The sequence below is a fragment of the Streptomyces sp. 2A115 genome (genome assembly GCF_052245575.1).
Classification (GTDB): domain Bacteria; phylum Actinomycetota; class Actinomycetes; order Streptomycetales; family Streptomycetaceae; genus Streptomyces.
Window position 1 is genome coordinate 1 of the sequence record NZ_JBQQCG010000023.1, and the last position, 19,067, is coordinate 19,067.

Consider the following 19,067-nt stretch of genomic DNA (forward strand, 5'->3'; position numbering starts at 1 on the left):
CATTCAGCCCAACCCCCAAAGCCCCCCGCCCCCACCCGGGCCATGGTCGTAAGAGCAGTCCCGTACGCCATGAGGGGTGGATCCAGACGTGAGCGACAGCGGCGCCGTCGGCCCCGGGGTGGGCGCGTCCCCCACCGGGGCCGGTGTCGCGCGGCGTCGGCGTCGGCGGCGGTGGTTGCGGTACACGGCGATCGGGGTCGCTGTCGTCGTACTGGGGGCCGTGGGGGCCGGGTGGGCGATGTACGAGAAGCTGGACGGCAACATCACGTCGGACAACGACGCCGCCGCGGAGCTCGCCCGGTACGAGAAGGAGCGGCCCACGGCGCTGGTGCGTGACGCGCAGAACATTCTGGTGATCGGGTCGGACTCCCGGTCGGGGGACGGGAACGGGAAGTACGGCAGAGACTTCGGCACCGAGCGGTCCGACACCACGATCCTGCTGCATCTCGCCGCGGACCGGCGCAGCGCCACCGCGGTCTCACTCCCCCGGGACCTGATGGTGGACGTGCCGAGTTGCCGCCGCCCGGACGGCAGCCGCAGCGCGCCCATGTTCGCGATGTTCAACTACGCGTTCCAGAGCGGCGGTTCGGCCTGCACCATTCGTACGGTCGAGAGGCTGACCACCATCCGGATCGACCACCACGTGGTCGTGGACTTCAACGGGTTCAAGGACATGGTCGACGCGGTGGACGGCGTCGAGGTGTGCCTGGCGGAGCCGATCGACGATCCCGCCGCCAAGCTGAAGCTCCCGGCGGGCAAGGTGAGGCTCGACGGCGAGGAGGCCCTCGGCTACGTACGCGCCCGCAAGAGCATCGGCGACGGCAGCGACACCGACCGGATGGACCGCCAGCAGCGCTTCCTGGCCGCGCTCGTCAACAAGGTCCGCAGCAACGGCGTACTGCTGAATCCGGTGAAGCTCTACCCGGTGCTGGACGCGGCGACCTCATCGCTCACCACCGACCCGGGGCTGGCGAACCTGCGGGGTCTGTACGACCTGGTGCGCGGCATGCGCAACATCCCCACCGAACGTGTGCAATTTCTGACGGTGCCCCGCGAGTCCTACGCCTACAACGCGAATCGTGACCAGCTCGTGGAAGCCGAGGCGGAGAAACTCTTCGAACGGCTGCGCATGGACGCTCCGTTGGAGGTCACGGAGGAACTACCGGAGGATTCCGGAACAAAGAGCGGTAATGCGGAATCGCAGCGCGAGGAGAGCTCGCGCGAGGGTGGTGGAGAAGACGCGTACGACTCCTCGTACGACTACGAAGAGGAGTCGTACGGTGACGGGAAGCCGGGCGGAAAACGGCCCGGCGACACCGTCGACACTCCGGAACCGGCACCGACTTTCCACGGGAACACGGCCGCCGAGGACACCTGCGGGTAAAGCGCACGCCAAGCCGGGGAACAACTGCTCTAAGAAATGCGGCGGATTGCCCAGTTGTAGGGACGTGGAATTTGTCACTGGCGTCACTTGACCTGGAACCGGCCGGATAGTGTGAGCGATCCGGTGTACCCGGCCACCAGGTCTGCCCTGAGGCCGAGCACCGTTGGACCGACTGACCGAGCGCCTTTTGAGGGGGAAAGGCGCCGCGTGGCCCAGACGGAGGACTCAGACAACCGTGGACGCGCAAGGCCGTGGGCGGGCGGACGATATCGACCCCGCAGACCAGTGGGTACTCAACCCGAACACCGGCGACTACGAACTGCGACTGCAGGCTTCCGCACCGCAGTCACCGGTTCCCGGTCCCCGTAGAACCGCCTCTCGCGCCGGAGCGACCGGCGTGGCGACGCCGCGCCCGCGCACCGTGCCGGGCCAGGACCGCGAGGTTCCCGGCACCGATCTGCCAGGACCGCGCAGACGCCGCCCTGCCCCGGAGGAGCCTCCGGGGCGCCGTCGGTCGCGTACGAAGCCCAAGAAGTCGCGGGGCAAGAAGATAATGCTGTGGACCGGCGGCGGCATGGCCTTCGTGCTGGTCGGCGTCGCGGGCGCGGCGTACTTCTACCTCAAGCACCTTGAGGGCAACGTGAACACGACGGATGTCGGCAGCGCGGGAGCGAGCGGCTTCAGCAAGGACGACGCCTTCAACATCCTCATCATCGGCACGGACAAGCGCACCGGCGCGGGCAACCAGGGCTACGGCGACACGGGCAACGTCGGGCACGCCGACACCAACATCCTGCTGCACGTCTCCAAGGACCGTACGAACGCGACCGCGATGAGCATTCCGCGTGACCTGATCGTCGACATTCCGGACTGCGAGACCATCAAGGACGACGGTTCCAAAGAGGTCATTTCGGGGACGCAGGGCCAGCGCTTCAACACGAGCCTGGGCCAGAGCGGCCGGGACCCCGGCTGCACCATGCGCACGGTCGAGACGGTCACCGGCATCCCGATGGACCACTTCATGATGGCCGACTTCAACGCCGTCAAGACCCTGACCACGGCGGTGGACGGCGTCAACGTCTGCGTGGAGAAGGCCGTCAACGACAAGGAGTCGAAGCTCAATCTGCCGGCCGGTACGTCCAAGGTCGAGGGCGAGCAGGCGCTGGCCTTCGTGCGGACCCGGCACAGCTTCGGCAACCAGGGCGACCTCGACCGCATCAAGGTGCAGCAGCAGTTCCTGGGTTCGCTCATGCGCAAGATGTCGTCGGGCGACACCCTCACCAACCCGAGCAAGCTGTTGAAGCTGGCCGAGGCGGCCACCAAGGCGCTGACCGTGGACAAGGCCATCGGGAAGGTCGGCACGCTCAAGGACGTGGCGCTGGAGCTGAAGAAGGTGCCGCCGAAGAACATCACCTTCACGACGGTGCCGGTCGTCGACAACCCCGCCGAGAAGGTCAAGGCAACGGTCGTCGTCGACGAGACGAGGGCTCCCCAGGTCTTCTCCGCGATCAAGGACGACGTCTCCTTCACCGCGGTGAAGCAGAAGCAGAAGAAGGAGAAGGCAGCCGTCGCCGCCCGGCTCAAGGGCGAGCGGTCCGCCGCCGCCGACATCCGGGTCAACGTCTACAACGGCGGGGCCCCGGCCGGCTCCGCACAGGAGACTCTCAACTGGCTGCAGATCGAGGAGGGCGTGCTCAAGTCCAGCCAACTCGGCAACGCCGAGGCGCCGTTGAGCAAGACGACCCTCGAGTACTCTCCCGACCAGGCCGACCAGGCGCGCAAGCTGGCCGACCTCATGGGGCTGCCGGCCTCGGCGCTGAAGCCCGGGGAGAGCGAGGAGAGCGCACAGGGTCTGCCCGCGATCGTGCTGACCCTGGGCAAGGACTTCAAGGGGGCCGGGGTGTCACTCACCGCTCCGGTGGCGGCTCCTGACGTCGACAAGTCCACGGCGGACAAGACGGTGTGCGCCAGCTGATGACCTAACGGGTCCGTCTCACGTCTAACCGGACGCGGGTGTCCAACCAATAGGGGCACCCAAGCGTCCAACTGGGCACGGGGCGGACCCGTTCGTCAGGCACAGGGGTGGGAGCAGGGTGGGAGGGGCAGGGAGATGGTAGGCAGCAGTGTGCGCGGGGAGGGAGCGCGACCACGCGTCCAGCACACCCGTGAGCCGGGTTCGGGGGGCGGCGCGCCCGAGGAGGATCCGGGGCGGCAGGGGCGGAGCCGGCACGGCAGACGGCATGGCGGCGGAGGCGCGGGCGGAGGCGGTGGGTCGCGTCCACAGCGCCGCAAGAGACGCCCGCTGCGCTGGGTCGCCATGGTCCTGGCCGTACTGATACTCGGCACCGCGGGCGCCGGTTACCTCTACTACGAGCACCTCAACAACAAGATCAAGAAGGACGATCTGAACCTTGGGGACAAGGAGGTCGCCAAGCCGACGCCCAACGCGGCCGGCCAGACTCCTCTGAACATCCTGCTCATCGGCTCCGACGCGCGGGACTCCAAGGAGAACCAGAAACTCGGCGGCGCCAAGGAGACGTTCGGCGCGACTCCGCTCGCCGACGTCCAGATGCTGCTGCACGTGTCCGCCGATCGCAGCAACATGTCGGTGATCAGCATGCCCCGCGACACCCTGGTCCAGATCCCCAAGTGCACGGATCCGGAGGACGACGAGGAGTACCCGGCCAGCAACGGCCGGACGCTGACCAACCGGAGCCTCGGCAACGGCGGTCCCGGCTGCACGGTGGCCACCTGGACGGAACTGACCGGTATCCACATCGACCACTTCATGCAGATCGACTTCGCCGGTGTGGTGTCGATGGCTGACGCGATCGGCGGGGTCCCGGTGTGCGTGGACGCCAACATCCACTCCAAGACCCGAGGGGGCGAGGGCTCGGGCCTGAAGCTGAAGGAGGGCACACACCCCGTGAAGGGCGAGCAGGCCCTGCAGTGGCTGCGTACCCGCTACGGCTTCGAGGACGGCAGCGACCTCGCCCGCGCCAAGGCACAGCACCAGTACATGAACTCGATGGTCCGCGTGCTGCGCGAGAACGCCACCCTGAGCAGCCCCAACAAGCTGCGCAAGCTCGCCGAGAAGGCCACCGAGGCCATCACCGTCGACCCGGGCCTCGACACGGTCAAGAAGCTCTACGACCTCAGCAACGAGCTGCGGAAGGTGGAGCCGAAGCGCATCACCATGACCACGATGCCCAACCGGTACGTCGGCTCTCGCGTGGAGCCCACGGAGGACGCCGAGAAGCTCTTCCGGCTGGTGCGCGAGGACATCGCGCTGGACGGCAAGGGCAAGAAGAAGACCGAGTCGGCGGAGGACAAGGTCTCGGACGATCCGGCGGCCGCCGACGGCGAGATCGCGGTCCAGGTGCAGAACGGCACGCGTACCGACACGCTGGGCGCCGTCAACGGGCGTGCGAACACCGTGACCGGGCTGCTCGCGGAGAAGGGCTTCGCCAGTGCGGTCACCGACACGAGCCTGTTCCCGAGCGAGGCCAGGACGGTCGTCCGCTACCCGAGCGCCGAACTGGAGGGCGACGCCCAGGCGGTCGCCAAGTCCCTCGGGATTCCGCTGAGTTCGGTGAAGAGGACGACGAACGTCTCCGGCGTCACGCTCGTCGTGGGAGCGGACTGGCGCGAGGGCGACACGTACCGGGCCCCCAAGGAGGACGACAGGACTCCGGGGACGGCCGAGGCCCTCAACGGCGCGAACGACAAGGCCTGCATGCACGTGAACCCGGACTTCACCTGGTCGTGACGGCCTTCGCCTGACCCTGACGAGAGCGGGCCCCTCCCCTTGCCGGGGAGGGGCCCGCACCAGGTCCCACAGGTACTGCGAGTTCTACGGGTTCTACAGGTACTTCTGCGCGGTCTGCAGCTCCTGACAGCCGATCAGGCCGGGTCGGCGCTCGCGAGAACCGCCGGGCGCCGACTCGCGATCACCTTCCTGGCCAGTGCCTTCGGGCTCGTCAGAAAGCCGAACCCCCACGACATGTGCATCGTGGCGAGGGCGAGCGGGATCCGCAGCCGGGCCTTCACGGGAAGGCCCCTGCCCGCGGGCAGCGAGCCCGCCACGATGGCCGCGAGGTAGCCGCCGGGGATCAGGAAGCCCCAGGGAGTCAGTGCCGCGCCCAGCACCAGGCCCGCCACGATCGCGCAGACCGCGACCGGCGGAGCGAGGTAGCGCAGGTTGATGGAGCCCTCGTGGTAGCGGGCGACGACGTGCCGCCAACGGCCGTAGTCCTTGTACTGCTTGGCCAGCGCCTTCACCGAAGGGCGCGGACGGTACGAGACCCGCAGCTCGGGCGAGAACCAGATCAGCCCGCCCGCCTCCCTGATCCGGAAGTTCAGCTCCCAGTCCTGGGCGCGGATGAACTCCTCGTTGTAGCCGCCCTGTTGCTCCAGCGCCTCGCGCCGGAAGACGCCGAGATAGACCGTTTCGGCCGGACCGGCTTCCCCGCCCGTGTGGAAGGCCGCGTTGCCCACGCCGATCTTCGAGGTCATGGCGGCGGCGACCGCGTGCTCCCAGTCGTTCTCGCCCTCGGCGTGCATGACGCCGCCGACGTTCTGCGCGCCGGTCTCCTCCAGGAGGCGGACGGCGGTCGCGATGTAGTTCGGCGAGAGCATGCCGTGCCCGTCGACGCGTACGACGATCGGGTGGCGGGACGCCTTGATCGCGGCGTTCAGCGCGGCGGGCGTGCGGCCGGTCGGGTTCGGGACCGTGTGCACGCGCTTGTTCTTGTCGGACGCGGTTTCTCGTACGAGTTCGGCCGCGATCTCGTCCGTACGGTCCGTGGAGGGACCGATGGCGATCACGACCTCCATCTCCCCCCCGTACTCCTGGGCGAGGATCGCTTGGACGGCTCCGCGCAGATGCCGCTCCTCGTTGAGGACGGGCATGATCACGGAAACGGCGGGAAGCGGCACGTCGGGCTTGGCGTTCATCGCGGGTCAGGTTACCGCGAATGGGGGACACGGACGCGCGCCGCCCGGTCGCTGCCCCGGGCCGCAGATCGTATGGGCCTACGGTGCTCACGGACCCCCACACCCGGCCGACGCGGAGGTGTCCGCCTTGCCCACGCCGCCCCGCTCCCCCACGCGCCCTCAGCGGCGCCGTCCAGCGCGGCCGCCTGTACGGCGCAGGCGGCCGCGCTGGACGATGCGGATGGTGACCTCGCTCTCCGTGGCGGTGCTCACGGCGGCCGGCATCGGGCACGCGGTGGTCACGAGCCTCGACTCCGACATCAACCGGATCGACCCCTTCAAGGACATGAAGAACCGTCCCGCGCGCGGCCACGGCATGAACGTCCTGCTGGTCGGCACCGACGGCCGGGACCGGATCACGGAGGCGGAGAAGAAGAGGTACCGGCTCGGCGGCGCCCCCTGCCGCTGCACGGACACGATGATGATCGCGCACCTCTCGGAGGACCGGCAGCGGGCCAGCCTCGTGAGCCTGCCGCGCGACTCGTACGCCGAGACGCCCGCGCACACCGACCGGGCCACCGGCGAACGGCACCGCCCGCACCCGCTCAAGCTGAACGCCGCGTACGCGGAGGGCGGGCCCCAGCTGACACTACGGACCGTCGAGAACATGACCCACCTGAAGATCGACCACTACATGGAGGTCGACTTCACCAGCTTCATGAAGACCGTGGACGTGCTCGGCGGGGTGCGGATCTGCACGGTGCGGCCGCTGAAGGACTCGTACACCGGGCTCGACCTGGCCGCCGGGGCGCACGATCTGAACGGCGGCCAGGCGCTCCAGTACGTGCGCTCGCGGCACCTCGACGGCGGCTCGGACCTCGGCCGGATGCAGCGCCAACAGCGGTTCATGGCCGCGCTGATCGCCCGGGCCACGTCGTCCGGGGTGCTGCTCAACCCGATCAAGTTCCGTGACATGTCACGGGCCGTGCTCGGCTCGGTGCGCGCGGACAAGGGGTTCGGAACGGACGAACTGCTCGACCTGGGGCAGGCGATGCGGAGCCTCTCGCCGTCCTCCTCGGAGTTCACGACGGTCCCGATCGGGAAGATGGGCTACGCCGTCAAGGGCATCGGCTCGACCCTGAAGTGGGACGAGAAGAAGGCGGGCAGGCTCTTCCGCACCCTGCGCGACGACAAGCCGCTCGCACCGCACCGGGTCCGCTCGAAGGCCCTGCGCGTCGATGTCGCCCCGCAGCAGATCCGGGTCCAGGTCGAGAACGGCACGTTGACCGTCGGGCTCGCCAGGCGCGTGGACAGCGGGCTGGCCGCCACCGGGTTCCGTACGACGCGGGTCCCCGTGAACGCGCGGGACCGGTCGGTCGTGCGGACCGTCGTGCAGTACGACCCCCGCTGGGACCGCTCGGCGAAGTCCCTCGCGGCGGCCCTGCCCGGCAGCGAGCTACGGGCGAGGAAGGGACAGGGCCCGCTGATGAAGGTGATCGCGGGGGCGGACTTCAGAGAGGTACGGAAGGTAAGGGCGGAGGTGCCGACGCAGCCGGATTCGGTGGTGACGGGCGACGAGGTGGGCTGCGCCCCGTAGGGGCGCGGGGCTGTGACATACGCGGCTCCGCCGCGCGGGCGCGACCAGCCACAACGAACCCGCGGCCAACCAACAGCCCACCCGCGGAGCGCCTACAGGTCCAGCCCCTCCGCCGCGCGCTTCTCCCGCAACTCCAGGATCGCCCGGCGCCGCGCGAGCCGATGAGTGCGACGTATCTGGGCCTCCTGATAGCGACGTTCGTCACGTTCGCTCTCCGGAACCACCGGAGGTACCCGACGGGGCTTGCCGTTGGCGTCGACCGCGGCGAAGACGAGGTAGGCCGAACCGACCTGCTGGGGTGGCGTGGACTCGTTCCAACGCTCGGCGAGGACGCGGACGCCGACCTCCATGGACGTACGACCGGTCCAGTTCACCTGTGCCTTCACATGGACCAGGTCGCCTACGCGCACCGGTTCCAGGAACGCCATCTCGTCCATGGAGGCAGTGACGGCGGGCCCTCCGGAGTGCCGGCCGGCCACCGCGCCGGCCGCGTCGTCGACCAGTTTCATGATCACGCCCCCGTGCACCGTGCCCAGAAGGTTGGTGTCGTTGTGGGTCATGATGTGGCTGAGAGTCGTCCGGGACGCCGAGGTCGGCTTGCCCGGAATTTCGGGTTCCGGGGCTGGGGCCTGGTCTGTCATGGCGACCACCTTATGCCGGGGCCCGCAAGGCTCACTTTGCATCAGCTCTGCAACAGCCGTGGTCCGATTTTCTGTAGACCCTTGTATGCCACACAGTCGAGCACTGCACACTGGGGCGCATGAGCGATTGGCCCCAGGGATCCGGAAACAACGGCGGCGACCAGTACGGCCGCGGAAGCGCGGGCGCCCAGCCCGAGGGCGCCCGCGTGATGCGGCAGGTGCAGCGCGGCCCGGGTTCCGTCCCGGGCCGGTCCGCGCCGCCCCGCGGGGTTCCGCCGCAGCCGACGTACGACGACGGTTACGGCGAGGACCCGTACAACAGCGGGTACAACACGGGCCAGGTGTACGGGTCGCCTGGGGGCGGCGGTCCGCAGGACCCGCCCAACGGGTACGGACGCGGTGCGCGACCCGCGCCGAACTGGCGCAAGCGCATCAAGTGGACCGCGATCACGGTGGTCACCGTGCTGGTCGTGGTGTCCGTGAGCACGTATTTCTGGGCGGACTCGAAGCTCAAGCGTGAGGTCGACCTGTCGAAGGTGATCGACCGGCCCGACGCGGGCGAAGGCACGAACTACCTGATCGTCGGCTCCGACAGCCGCGAGGGCCTGTCCGCCGAGGAGAAGAAGAAGCTCCGCACGGGCTCCGCCGAGGGCAAGCGCACGGACTCGATGATGATCCTGCACGTCGGCGACAACGGGAACACGATGATCTCGCTGCCGCGCGACTCGAACGTGACGATACCCACGTTCGTGGGCTCCGAGTCCGGGAAGACCTTCCCCGGCACGGGCCGCCAGGTGAAGCTGAACGCGGCCTACGCGGAGGACGGGCCCGAGCTGCTCGTGCGGACCGTCGAGGCCAACACCGGGCTGCGCATCGACCACTACGCGGAGATCGGCTTCGCCGGCTTCGCGAAGATCGTCGACGCGGTGGGCGGTGTCGAGATGGACATCCCGAAGGCTTTCAAGGACAAGAACTCCGGCGCCGACTTCGAGGCGGGCAAGCAGACCCTGAACGGCGAGGAGGCGCTGGCCTTCGTCCGTACCCGGTACGCGTTCGCGGGCAGTGACCTGGACCGCACGAAGAACCAGCAGAAGTTCCTCGCGGCCCTCGCCAGCCAGACCGCGACCCCGTCCACGGTCCTCAACCCCTTCAAGCTCTACCCGACGCTGGGCTCCGGCCTCGACACCCTCACCGTCGACAAGGACATGTCCCTCTGGAACCTCGCCTCCATGTTCTGGGCCATGAAGGGCGTCACCGGAGGCGAGGGCAAGTCCATGAACATGCCCATCTCCGGCAACTCCGCCAACGGCAACCTCCAGTGGGACACCGCGAAGGTCAAGACCCTGGTGGACCAGCTGAAGAACGACGAGAAGGTGACGGTGTCGGGCAACTGACCCGCTTCCTGATCCGCTTCCGCCATACGCGCCCGGGGCCCCGCCGATCCATTCGGCGGGGCCCCGGCCGTGCGGGGTCGGCCGTGCGGGACCAGCCCGGAGTTCGCCCGGTCAGGAGCGGGGCCTTCCGGTCAGGAGAAGAGCAGACGCCAGGTCAGTGGCCCGGGCCGGCCGTCCGCGTCACCGCGGAGCTCCTTGCGGGACTTCTGGAAGTCGCGGACGTTGAGGCGGTCTGCCTCGCCCCACGTCCGGCTGGGGCCCACCTTGTAGTGGTCGCCGAAGCCGCGCTTGACCAGCTGCTTGCCGAGTTGGAGGACGTACTGGTTCGATGCGCCGGCGCTGAAGTATTTCCGGCCGGGGAACGCCGGCACCGTCGGCTTGGCGGGCGCGGGCGTCTCCGGGGTGTCGTCGTCCAGGTCCAGCTCGGCCCCGGCGTACTTGAGGATCCGGGCGAAGTCGATCGCGCCGGGATCGCCGTGGCTGTTCTCGGGGACGTGCATGTGGCCGCACACGCCTTTGAACGCGGACCACCGGGCTCCGGTCATCCGCTGGCCGCCGCCGTTCGCGTACGACTTCGGGTAGGCCGGCCAGGACGTGGGGGCGGAGAGGGGCACGCCGTGTTCCTCGTGCGTCCAGGCCAGGAATCGCGCGACGCCCTGGAGGGCCCAGTCGGGGGCGTCCGGCCAGTAGACGTGTGCCTGGTCGGCGGCCTTCCACTTGGCGTGGGTCTTGGGGTCGCAGGTGCCGACCAGTTCGACCTGGCACACGTTCAGGGTGTTGGTGTCGACGCCGCCACGAAGGTTGACCAGGGCCCGGGAGGAGGTCTCGATGTCGAAGTGCTGGTACCACCTGAGCTTCTTGGCCGCGAAGTCGGGAACCGCGGTCAGGTTGGGTGCCGAGGAGCCGCCGCCGTAGCCCGGCAGCGAGCGGCCCTCCGTGGTGTGCAGGACGACGACGTTGATCTCCATCGCGTCCCCGGGGAAGTCGTCCTGGTACCAGTTCGCGCGGCTGGAGCCGGGGTAGCGCTGGGGTCCGGTCTTGGTGCTCATGCACGCCCTTTCTCATTCTTGAGTCGCTCCCGGCCGCACCGGTGTGCGCGGAGACTGAGCCGATCTTGACCCAACGGCCGTTACTTGTGAGGCAGTTGAGGAAATCCGACAGGCTCCGATCATCCTGTCGCGGACAACCGATCGCCCAGGACAGCAACCCCTTGCCCCACCGCACTCATGAAGGTCAGTCAGTTTGCCGGCGAGCCTCTGTGAGTGAGTCTTCCGTTGGTCGGAAGAGGGGGGCCATGAACGACGACGGAACGAACAGAGTGGGGGACCGCGTACAACGGGCGCGGAACCGCGTCTTCGCGGGGCGGGCGGCCGAGGGGCGTCTTCCGCTCCGCGCGCTGTCCGGCGACGCGAAGGCGCCCGTCGTGCTGTACGTGCATGGGCCCGGCGGCATCGGGAAGTCCACGCTGCTGCGCCGTTTGGCGGCCGAGGCACGCACGGCGGGACGCTCGGCGGTCGAGGTCGACGGCCGGCTAGACGAGCCCACGACCGAGGCGTTCGAGAAGGAGGGCCCGAGTGGACGGTCTGGCGGGTGGCCCACTACGACAGCGTGACGACCGTCGCCATCGAGGGCGACGCCGGAACCTGGGCGTTGTCCCTGGGGGTGTCCGCCGGCGACCGCGCGCTGCGGGCCCTGCGTGAACCCGGCGCCTGGCAACGGGCGGTGGCGCTGTTCCCCGACATCGCGCACCTGGCCGAGGAGGGCGAGCCGACGGGCGGGATCATGGCCATGTCCGGCATGGAGGCCAGGCACCGGCTGTTCGTGATCGAGGGCCGGCCGGTGGCGACCGGCCTGCCGAGCATCGGTGACCCCGGGCCGCCGGGGGCATACGCGTGGCGAGGCGCGGCCCGAAGGCCGCCTCCCCTCCCCACGACCCCTTGATCAGGGCTGAATGACCCCTTAATCAAGGCTGAATCAGGGCTGAATCAGGGCAGATTGCGGGCCATGACGATCCGCTGGACCTGGTTCGTACCCTCATATATCTGCGTGATCTTGGCGTCACGCATCATCCGCTCGACCGGATAGTCCCGCGTGTACCCGTACCCACCCAGCAACTGGACCGCGTCCGTGGTGACCTCCATCGCCACGTCCGAGGCGAAGCACTTGGCGGCCGCGCCGAAGAAGGTCAGGTCACTGTCGCCGCGCTCCGACTTCGCCGCCGCCGAGTACGTCAGCTGACGAGCCGCCTCCAGCTTCATGGCCATGTCCGCGAGCATGAACTGGATGCCCTGGAAGTCGGCTATGGCCTTGCCGAACTGCTTGCGCTCCTGGACGTAGCCCTTGGCGTAGTCGAGGGCGCCCTGGGCGATGCCGAGGGCCTGGGCGGCGATGGTGATGCGGGTGTGGTCCAGGGTCTTCATGGCGGTGGCGAAGCCGGTGCCCTCGTCGCCGATCATGCGGTCTGCCGGGATGCGGACGTTGTCCAGGTAGACCTCGCGGGTCGGCGAGCCCTTGATGCCGAGCTTCTTCTCCGGGGCGCCGAAGGAGACACCCTCGTCGGACTTCTCGACCACGAAGGCCGAGATGCCCCTGGAGCGCTTGGCGGGGTCCGTGACCGCCATCACCGTGTAGTAGTCGGACACGCCGGCGTTGGTGATCCAGCGCTTCACGCCGTTGAGGATGTAGTGGTCGCCGTCGCGGACCGCCTTCGTCTTCATCCCGGCCGCGTCCGAGCCCGCGTCGGGCTCGGAGAGGCAGTACGAGAACATCCCGTCGCCCTTGGCGAGCGGCGTCATGTACTTCTTCTTCAGCTCCTCGGAGCCGGACAGGATCACGGGGAGCGAGCCGAGCTTGTTCACGGCGGGGATCAGGGAGGAGGACGCGCAGACGCGGGCCACCTCCTCGATCACGATGACGGTGGCGAGCGCGTCGGCGCCCGCGCCGCCGTACGACTCCGGTACGTGCACCGCGTGCAGGTCCGAGGCGACCAGCGCGTCCAGGGCCTCCTGCGGGAAACGGGCTTCCTCGTCCACCACGGCGGCGTACGGCGCGATCTTCGCCTCGGCCAGTGAGCGGATAGCGTCGCGGAGCATGTCGTGCTCCTCGGACGGGCGGTACAGGTCGAAATCAGCCGATCCGGCCAAGGTCTCTCACGCTCCAAAGACGCTAATTACCGTTAAGTAACCCAAATTTTAGAGGTCCGCCCACGCGAGTGATACGTGAGCTTGACGACAGGGGGAAATCTGCCCGGTGAGGGGCTCGCGCAAGCCCCGACTATGCTCAGGCAGCGCACCCAAGGACGCCCACCCAGGAGCACACCCATGGCCCTCAAGATCACCGTGATCGGCACCGGCTACCTAGGCGCCACGCACGCCGCGGCCATGGCCGAACTCGGCTTCGAGGTGCTGGGACTCGACGTCGTCCCCGAGAAGATCGAGATGCTCCAGCAGGGCCAGGTCCCGATGTACGAGCCGGGGCTCGAGGACCTGCTGCGCAAGCATGTCGCCGGGATCGAGGGCTCCAGCGGGCGGCTGCGGTTCACCATGGACTGGGCCGAGGTCGGGGAATTCGGCGACGTCCACTTCGTCTGCGTGAACACACCGCAGAAGCGCGGTGAGTACGCGGCTGACATGTCGTACGTCGACGCCGCCTTCACCTCTCTCGCCCCGCACCTGAAGGGCACCGCGCTCGTCGTCGGCAAGTCCACCGTGCCCGTCGGCTCGGCGGACCGGCTGGCGCGGACGCTCGCGGAGCTCGCCCCCGCCGGGGAGGACGCCGAGCTCGCATGGAACCCGGAGTTCCTCCGTGAGGGCTTCGCCGTCCAGGACACGCTGCACCCCGACCGCATCGTCGTCGGCGTCCGCAGCGAGCGCGCCGAGAAGCTGCTGCGCGAGGTGTACGCGACGCCGATGGCAGAGGGCTCGCCCTTCGTGCTGACCGACTTCCCGACCGCGGAGCTGGTGAAGACCGCCGCGAACTCCTTCCTCGCCACCAAGATCTCCTTCATCAACGCCATGGCCGAGGTCTGCGAGGCCGCCGGCGCTGATGTGCTGAAGCTCGCCGAGGCGATCGGGTACGACGAGCGGATCGGGAAGAAATTCCTGCGCGCGGGGATCGGCTTCGGCGGCGGCTGTCTGCCGAAGGACATCCGCGCGTTCATGGCCCGGGCGGGCGAGTTGGGCGCCGACCAGGCGCTGACCTTCCTGCGCGAGATCGACTCGATCAATATGCGGCGCCGCGGTCAGATGGTGGAAATGACGCGTGAGGCGTTGGGCGGCGGTTCTTTCCTCGGGAAGCGGGTCGCGGTACTCGGTGCGACGTTCAAGCCGGATTCGGACGACGTCCGGGATTCACCCGCGCTGAATGTCGCCGGGCAGATTCATCTGCAGGGCGGTCAGGTCACGGTCTACGACCCCAAGGGCATGGACAACGCGCGGCGGCTCTTTCCGACGCTGGCGTACGCGGAGACCGCGGTGGACGCCGTGCGCGGCGCCCATGCCGTCCTGCACCTCACCGAGTGGCGGGAATTCCGCGAGCTGGACCCGGCGGCGCTCGGCGAGGTCGCGACGGACCGCGTGCTGCTGGACGGCCGCAACGCCCTCGACCCGGCGACGTGGCGGGCGGCGGGCTGGAGGTACCGGGCGATGGGACGGCCGTCGGCCTGAGTCGCACCCCTCGGCCCTGTCAGGGATATACCCTGCACTTCACCTCTCCAATGGGTTCGAATTGCATTGGAGTAGTGATGGAATTGCCGCACCGTGCGCGAATTCTTCGCAGCCGCATTGCACAGAACAATGTCGGAAGAGGCTGGCGCTGGGCGCCGTATGACTTCTGACGAGCGTGCGTGAGTGCCGGGGCCGGATCGGTGGCCGGGGTCGCCGTACTGTGCCTCCTCGTGGTGGGCTCGCGCTCCGCGGCGAGGGAGGGGCAGGACTCGAAGTAGAGAGGGCCCCGAAGAACGAGCTGTGGACACGGGCACGGGCTACCTGGCGCGGTAGCGGCGCATCTTCGCCCGTGCCCCGCACACCGACATCGAGCACCAGCGACCGCGGCCCGCCGGGCTGCGGTCGTAGTACGCCCAGTGGCAGTCCGGGGCCTCGCAGGCCTTGAGGCGGAGCCAGGTGCCGGCCGCGAGGGACTCGGCGACGGCCTCGGCCACCCGGGAGGCGAGGGAGGCCGGGTCCGCGGGGCGGAGGGTCGCCGAGCCGTCCGCCGCGGAGACGGTGACGATGAGCGGGGCCGACGCGAGCAGCTCGTCGAGGGGGCGTACCTCGCGATGTGCCGGGTGGCCCGCGTGCGCGAGACAGACGGCACGCAGCGACTCCCGCAGCTCGCGCGCGGCCGCCACCTCCGCCGCCACCTCTGCCTCCGCCCCCGCCTCCGTCAGGCCCAGCGCGGCACGCCCCTCCGCCGTGTCCAGGGAGTCGGCGCCCGACTCGATGTCCAGGGTGTTCACCAGTGACTGGATCAGGGCCAGTCCGCCGGGAGCGGGCGCTCGGTCATTCATGGTTGCGACGTTACCCCTTATGCGGGAGCATGCAGTAACCGTTACCGCTTAGAGCGGCCTACAGGTAACTAGGAGGAGTCATGGCTCTCGCCAAGCTGGGTGCCGTTGTCCTGGACTGTCCGGATCCACGTGCGCTCGCGGGGTTCTACGCCGAGGTGCTCGGCGGCACCGTCGAGGCGGACGGTGACGACTGGTTCGACCTGCGGATGCCCGACGGACAGACGCTGGCGTTCCAGGCCGCCCCCGGCCACGTACCACCGAAGTGGCCCGCGCCGGACGCCTCGCAGCAGTTCCACCTGGACCTGACCGTCGAGGACATGGACGCGGCGGAGAGGGAGGTCCTGGCGCTGGGCGCGAAGGCGCTCGACACGGAGGACCGGACACGGACCTGGCGGGTGTACGCGGACCCGGCCGGCCACCCGTTCTGCCTGTGCGCCTGCTGATTCAGCCGTCCAGCTTGGCGATCTTCGCCGTGGACGGCTCGCGGCGGCTCCGGGCGCGGGCCGTGAAGTCCGCGCCACGCAGGACGCGTTGGACGTTGCCCCAGGTGAGGAGGGCGACGTTGGACTCGGACCAGCCGCGGTGCAGGAGTTCGGCGACGAGCCTCGGGTAGCCCGTGGCGTCGGGCAGATCCTGCGGGTGCGCGGCCCCGGAGTCGTACGTCCCCGAGAGGCCGACGCACTCCGGGCCCGCGATCGCGCGTACGTGGTCGAGGTGGTCCGCTACGTCCCGTACCGACGGGCCCGTCTGCGCGGCCGTCAGCGGCACCAGGCACAGGCCCTTGCCCGCGCCGAGCTCGGCCAGCACGTCGTCGGGGAGGTTCGCCGGATGCGGACGCAGGGCGCGGGACGCGGAGCGGGTGAACAGCACCGGGGCCTTCGAGACCGTCAGGACACGCCGGACGGTCGGGTCGGAGGCTCCGGAGAGATCGGCGAGCACACCGAGCCGGTTCATCTCACGGACGACCTCCTCGCCGAACCTGGTCAGCCCGTTCTCGCCGGCCCAGGACACGCCGGACAGGGTGAGGACGCGCAGGCCGAGTGTGTGCAGCGCGCGCAGGATGCCCAGCGAGTCGTCCAGCGCGGCAGCGCCCGCCGGTCCGAGCAGCACGGCCACCCGCCCGCAGTTCCTGGCATCCGTGGCCTGCGCCCCGCTGTACGCCATCCGCAGACCCTCCGGATGCGCTTCCACCACCGTTTTCACCAGGTCGAGCTGCTCCAGCGTCGCCCCGACCGCCCGCTCGCCGACCAGCCCCTCGGGCAAATGCAGCGACCAGAACAACGCGCCCACGTGCCCCTCCCGCAGCCTGGGCATATCCGTGTCGATCGCGCTCTCCCCGAGCTCCAGGTCGTACCAGGGCAGATGCCGCAGCGCCCACGGCAGCCCGCTGTATCCGTCGGCGACGGGGTGGGCGGCGAGCAGTGCGTGCGCATGGGCCAGGAGGTCACCGGCCGCGTCGGCATCGGCATCGGCATCGGCAGGTTCGAGCTCGCCCCCGGCTTCAAGGTCGTCCGGAACCTCGAGGTCGTCCGGGGCATCGAGGAGATCCGGCTCGAACTCGTCCTCAAGAGCAGGGTGGTCCAGTTCGACGGCCTCGGCGGTGGTGTGCAGTTCGTCCTGCAGATCAGCCATGGCGGCGCTCCGGGGTCCGATGGTGGCGACAGGTACAGCCACCGTGACACGGGAGCGGGGCGCGGTCTCGGTGGGTGGGGCGTATGGGGTACGTCCCGCGCTGGGCCCTACGAGGCGCCCGGTCCCCGGCCGCCGCACTCCGCTGCCCGCGCCAGCAGCAGCTCCCGTTCCCGCTCGTTGCGCGTGAGCGAGGCCGCGCGCTCGAACTCCGTCCGCGCCTCCTCCGTACGCCCGAGCCGCGCCAGCAGATCCCCGCGCACGCTGGGCAGCAAGTGGTAGTCGCGCAGAGCGGGTTCGGCGGCGAGCGCGTCGACGAGGGCGAGGGCCGGTTCGGGTCCCTCCGCCATCGAGACGGCGACCGCGCGGTTCAGCTCGACGACGGGCGACGGCATACGGGCGGCGAGCAGCCCGTACAGCGTGGCGATCCGCGTCCAGTCCGTCTCCTCGTACGTGTAGGCGTGGGCGTGGCAGGCGGCGATGGCGGCCTGGAGGACGTACGGCCCCGGTCCACCGCCCGTGGACACGGCCTCGGCGCGCGCGAGGGCGGCGAAACCTCGGCGGATGAGCATGCGGTTCCAGCGGGACCGGCTCTGGTCCTTGAGCAGCACCGGCTCCCCCGAGGGCCCGGTGCGCGCGGCCGACCGCGACGTCTGGAGCTCCAACAGCGCGACCAGCCCGTGCACTTCGGATTCCTTTGGCATCAACTCGGCCAGCACGCGGGCGAGTCGAAGGGCGTCCTCACAGAGCGAGGGCCGCAGCCAGTCGTCGCCCGCCGTGGCGGCGTACCCCTCGTTGAAGATGAGATAGATGACTTCCAGTACGGACCCGAGCCGCGCCTCCCGCTCCGGCCCGTACGGCACCTCGAAGGCGACGCCCTTCGCGGCCAGCGTCCGCTTGGCGCGCACGATGCGCTGGGCGACGGTCGCCTCCGGGGCGAGGTAGGCGCGGGCGATCTCGGGGGTGGTCAGCCCGCCGAGCAGCCGCAGAGTGAGGGCGATGCGGGCCTCGGCGGACAGAACCGGATGGCAGGCGGTGAAGACGAGCCGCAGCAGATCATCATCGATGTCATCGGGATCGGACGGCTCGTCGACGTAGCCGTAGCCGTGCGCCGCGGACGTCTCCAGGTCGCGGCCCATCTCGGCCAGCTTGCGCGCGTACCGCTCCCGCCTCCGCACCAGATCGATCGCGCGGTGCTTGGCCGTGGCCATGAGCCACGCACCGGGATTGTCCGGCACACCGTCCCGCGGCCACTGCTCCAGCGCGGCGACCAGCGCGTCCTGCGCGAGCTCCTCGGCGATACCGACGTCCCGCACGATGCGCGCGACGCCGGCGATGATGCGGGGCGACTCCATGCGGAAGACGGTTTCGATGGCACGGGCGGCGGGGTCTGCCGTGCCTGGCTCCGCCGGGCGGCGGCCCGGGGTGTCTGCTGGGTCTGCTGGCTCTGGTCTCACGCACCACCATCAGACACCCACCGGGCCGTACGGCCAAGTCTCAACGCCTCAAGGGCTCAGCCTTCGCCGATTTCCCGCACCTCGCAGGTGACCGTCCAGTGCTCCTCGTGGATCTGGAGGAACCGCTTGGTCCACTCGATCGCCTCGGCCTTGTCCTTGGCCTGCGTAATCGCGTACCCGCCGACGACCTCCTTCGCCTCGGTGAACGGCCCGTCGGTCACGGACAGCTCGCCGCCCTCCCACCGCACGCGCGTCCCCTCCGAGGTCGGCGTCAGCCCGGCGGTGTCCAGCAGCACGCCCGCCTTCGTCATCTCCTCGATCAGCTCCCCCATCCGCTCCATCAGCGCGGGGCTCGGGCCTTCGGCGGGGGCGTTCTGCTCGTCGATACGAACCATCGAGAGGTAGCGGGGCATGGTGACTCCTTCGGTAGGCGGGCGGGGGGGGACGTCCCCACCGTCCAGTCCAGGTTGCGGGGCGGGGTCTCTTCCCGCCTCTCACCTGTGCGTCGGACGGGGGGCGGCGGG

General features: G+C 69.5%; 17 protein-coding genes. 9 read left to right on the plus strand and 8 right to left on the minus strand.

The genetic code is table 11. From position 1 onward, the window contains the following. The first annotated feature begins 88 nt into the window (after window positions 1-88). From ACTWQR_RS21025 to ACTWQR_RS21035, 3 genes are all read left to right on the plus strand, one after another. Window positions 89-1,384 (plus strand): LCP family protein, encoded by a 1,296-nt coding sequence (locus tag ACTWQR_RS21025; RefSeq protein ID WP_443228666.1) that lies wholly within the window; start codon window positions 89-91, stop codon window positions 1,382-1,384. Window positions 1,385-1,619: 235 nt separating this feature from the next. Next, window positions 1,620-3,359 carry an LCP family glycopolymer transferase gene (locus ACTWQR_RS21030; RefSeq protein WP_443228667.1) on the plus strand — a complete coding sequence of 580 codons (1,740 nt, stop codon included), beginning with the start codon at window positions 1,620-1,622 and terminating at the stop codon, window positions 3,357-3,359. A gap of 135 nt (window positions 3,360-3,494) precedes the next feature. After that, the gene (locus tag ACTWQR_RS21035; RefSeq protein WP_443228668.1) at window positions 3,495-5,153 is read left to right on the plus strand and encodes an LCP family protein; all 1,659 of its coding nucleotides are present in this window, start codon (window positions 3,495-3,497) and stop codon (window positions 5,151-5,153) included. Window positions 5,154-5,287: 134 nt separating this feature from the next. Here the strand turns inward: ACTWQR_RS21035 and ACTWQR_RS21040 are convergent, their stop codons facing one another. Then, on the minus strand, window positions 5,288-6,340 hold the full coding sequence (locus ACTWQR_RS21040; RefSeq protein ID WP_443228669.1) for a glycosyltransferase family 2 protein: 1,053 nt from the start codon (window positions 6,338-6,340) through the stop codon (window positions 5,288-5,290). A 127-nt stretch (window positions 6,341-6,467) separates the two neighbouring features. On the opposite strand from ACTWQR_RS21040, the gene ACTWQR_RS21045 reads away from it, so the two are divergent. After that, on the plus strand, window positions 6,468-7,916 hold the full coding sequence (locus ACTWQR_RS21045; protein WP_443228670.1) for an LCP family protein: 1,449 nt from the start codon (window positions 6,468-6,470) through the stop codon (window positions 7,914-7,916). A 92-nt stretch (window positions 7,917-8,008) separates the two neighbouring features. Here ACTWQR_RS21045 and ACTWQR_RS21050 read toward each other — a convergent pair whose 3' ends face one another. Further along, window positions 8,009-8,557 (minus strand): acyl-CoA thioesterase, encoded by a 549-nt coding sequence (locus tag ACTWQR_RS21050; protein ID WP_443228671.1) that lies wholly within the window; start codon window positions 8,555-8,557, stop codon window positions 8,009-8,011. A gap of 119 nt (window positions 8,558-8,676) precedes the next feature. Between ACTWQR_RS21050 and ACTWQR_RS21055 the strand changes: the two genes are divergently transcribed. Beyond that, entirely contained in the window at window positions 8,677-9,951 is a 1,275-nt protein-coding gene (locus ACTWQR_RS21055) for an LCP family protein (RefSeq protein ID WP_443228672.1), read from the plus strand. A gap of 131 nt (window positions 9,952-10,082) precedes the next feature. On the opposite strand, the gene ACTWQR_RS21060 is transcribed toward ACTWQR_RS21055, so the two are convergent. Then, complete coding sequence (locus ACTWQR_RS21060) at window positions 10,083-11,000, minus strand: peptidoglycan-binding protein (protein WP_443228673.1); 918 nt, start codon at window positions 10,998-11,000, stop codon at window positions 10,083-10,085. A 245-nt stretch (window positions 11,001-11,245) separates the two neighbouring features. Between ACTWQR_RS21060 and ACTWQR_RS21065 the strand changes: the two genes are divergently transcribed. Together ACTWQR_RS21065 and ACTWQR_RS21070 are read left to right on the plus strand one after the other, a co-directional pair. Then, window positions 11,246-11,563: a hypothetical protein gene (locus tag ACTWQR_RS21065; protein ID WP_443228674.1), complete on the plus strand. Its 318-nt coding sequence runs from the start codon at window positions 11,246-11,248 to the stop codon at window positions 11,561-11,563. Beyond that, a complete protein-coding gene (locus tag ACTWQR_RS21070; protein ID WP_443228675.1) occupies window positions 11,542-11,892 on the plus strand; it encodes a hypothetical protein in 351 nt (116 codons plus the stop codon). Before ACTWQR_RS21065 ends, ACTWQR_RS21070 begins: the two co-directional genes overlap by 22 nt. 44 nt (window positions 11,893-11,936) lie before the next feature. Here the strand turns inward: ACTWQR_RS21070 and ACTWQR_RS21075 are convergent, their stop codons facing one another. Continuing rightward, window positions 11,937-13,094 carry an acyl-CoA dehydrogenase gene (locus ACTWQR_RS21075; RefSeq protein WP_443228676.1) on the minus strand — a complete coding sequence of 386 codons (1,158 nt, stop codon included), beginning with the start codon at window positions 13,092-13,094 and terminating at the stop codon, window positions 11,937-11,939. A gap of 177 nt (window positions 13,095-13,271) precedes the next feature. Here ACTWQR_RS21075 and ACTWQR_RS21080 point away from each other — a divergent pair, with 177 nt between their 5' ends. Further along, window positions 13,272-14,615 (plus strand): UDP-glucose dehydrogenase family protein, encoded by a 1,344-nt coding sequence (locus tag ACTWQR_RS21080; protein ID WP_443228677.1) that lies wholly within the window; start codon window positions 13,272-13,274, stop codon window positions 14,613-14,615. Between the two features lie 317 nt (window positions 14,616-14,932). Here the strand turns inward: ACTWQR_RS21080 and ACTWQR_RS21085 are convergent, their stop codons facing one another. After that, complete coding sequence (locus ACTWQR_RS21085) at window positions 14,933-15,457, minus strand: CGNR zinc finger domain-containing protein (RefSeq protein WP_443228678.1); 525 nt, start codon at window positions 15,455-15,457, stop codon at window positions 14,933-14,935. Window positions 15,458-15,537: 80 nt separating this feature from the next. Here ACTWQR_RS21085 and ACTWQR_RS21090 point away from each other — a divergent pair, with 80 nt between their 5' ends. Then, on the plus strand, window positions 15,538-15,900 hold the full coding sequence (locus ACTWQR_RS21090) for a VOC family protein (RefSeq protein ID WP_443228679.1): 363 nt from the start codon (window positions 15,538-15,540) through the stop codon (window positions 15,898-15,900). A 1-nt stretch (window position 15,901) separates the two neighbouring features. On the opposite strand, the gene ACTWQR_RS21095 is transcribed toward ACTWQR_RS21090, so the two are convergent. From ACTWQR_RS21095 to ACTWQR_RS21105, 3 genes are all read right to left on the minus strand, one after another. Next, window positions 15,902-17,089 carry a dipeptidase gene (locus ACTWQR_RS21095; protein WP_443228680.1) on the minus strand — a complete coding sequence of 396 codons (1,188 nt, stop codon included), beginning with the start codon at window positions 17,087-17,089 and terminating at the stop codon, window positions 15,902-15,904. A 107-nt stretch (window positions 17,090-17,196) separates the two neighbouring features. After that, window positions 17,197-18,441 carry an RNA polymerase sigma factor gene (locus tag ACTWQR_RS21100; protein WP_443228681.1) on the minus strand — a complete coding sequence of 415 codons (1,245 nt, stop codon included), beginning with the start codon at window positions 18,439-18,441 and terminating at the stop codon, window positions 17,197-17,199. Window positions 18,442-18,599: 158 nt separating this feature from the next. Beyond that, window positions 18,600-18,956, minus strand: a complete 357-nt coding sequence (locus tag ACTWQR_RS21105; protein WP_443228682.1) for a YciI family protein — start codon at window positions 18,954-18,956, stop codon at window positions 18,600-18,602. Window positions 18,957-19,067 lie beyond the last annotated feature (111 nt).